Here is a 238-nt window from a genome sequence, read left to right on the forward strand (position 1 = left end):
AATCACCCCCCCTAAAACAGTTAACAGAAATCCTTTTATACTTCGGTGACGCGAGTGTTCTATTTGAGAAATGATTTTTAATTGCCCATTAATTGTTTCAATGATAAAGCGTCTTGATAACATTATCTTATCCCATTCAGCTTGCATGTGAGCTTTCATATTTCGGCGCTTTTTGGTGATGAAAGTGATCCCCGTTTTAGCTAAATCGTCAGCCAGTTCCTGGCTGAGATAACCTTTA

General features: G+C 38.2%; 1 protein-coding gene. It reads right to left on the minus strand.

The genetic code is table 11. The features are described from left to right. A partial coding sequence (locus PSI23_RS22445; protein WP_273557094.1) for a transposase occupies positions 1 to 238 on the minus strand: 238 nt, incomplete at both ends.

It is taken from the genome of Xenorhabdus yunnanensis, from assembly GCF_028598805.1.
Lineage (GTDB): Bacteria > Pseudomonadota > Gammaproteobacteria > Enterobacterales > Enterobacteriaceae > Xenorhabdus > Xenorhabdus yunnanensis.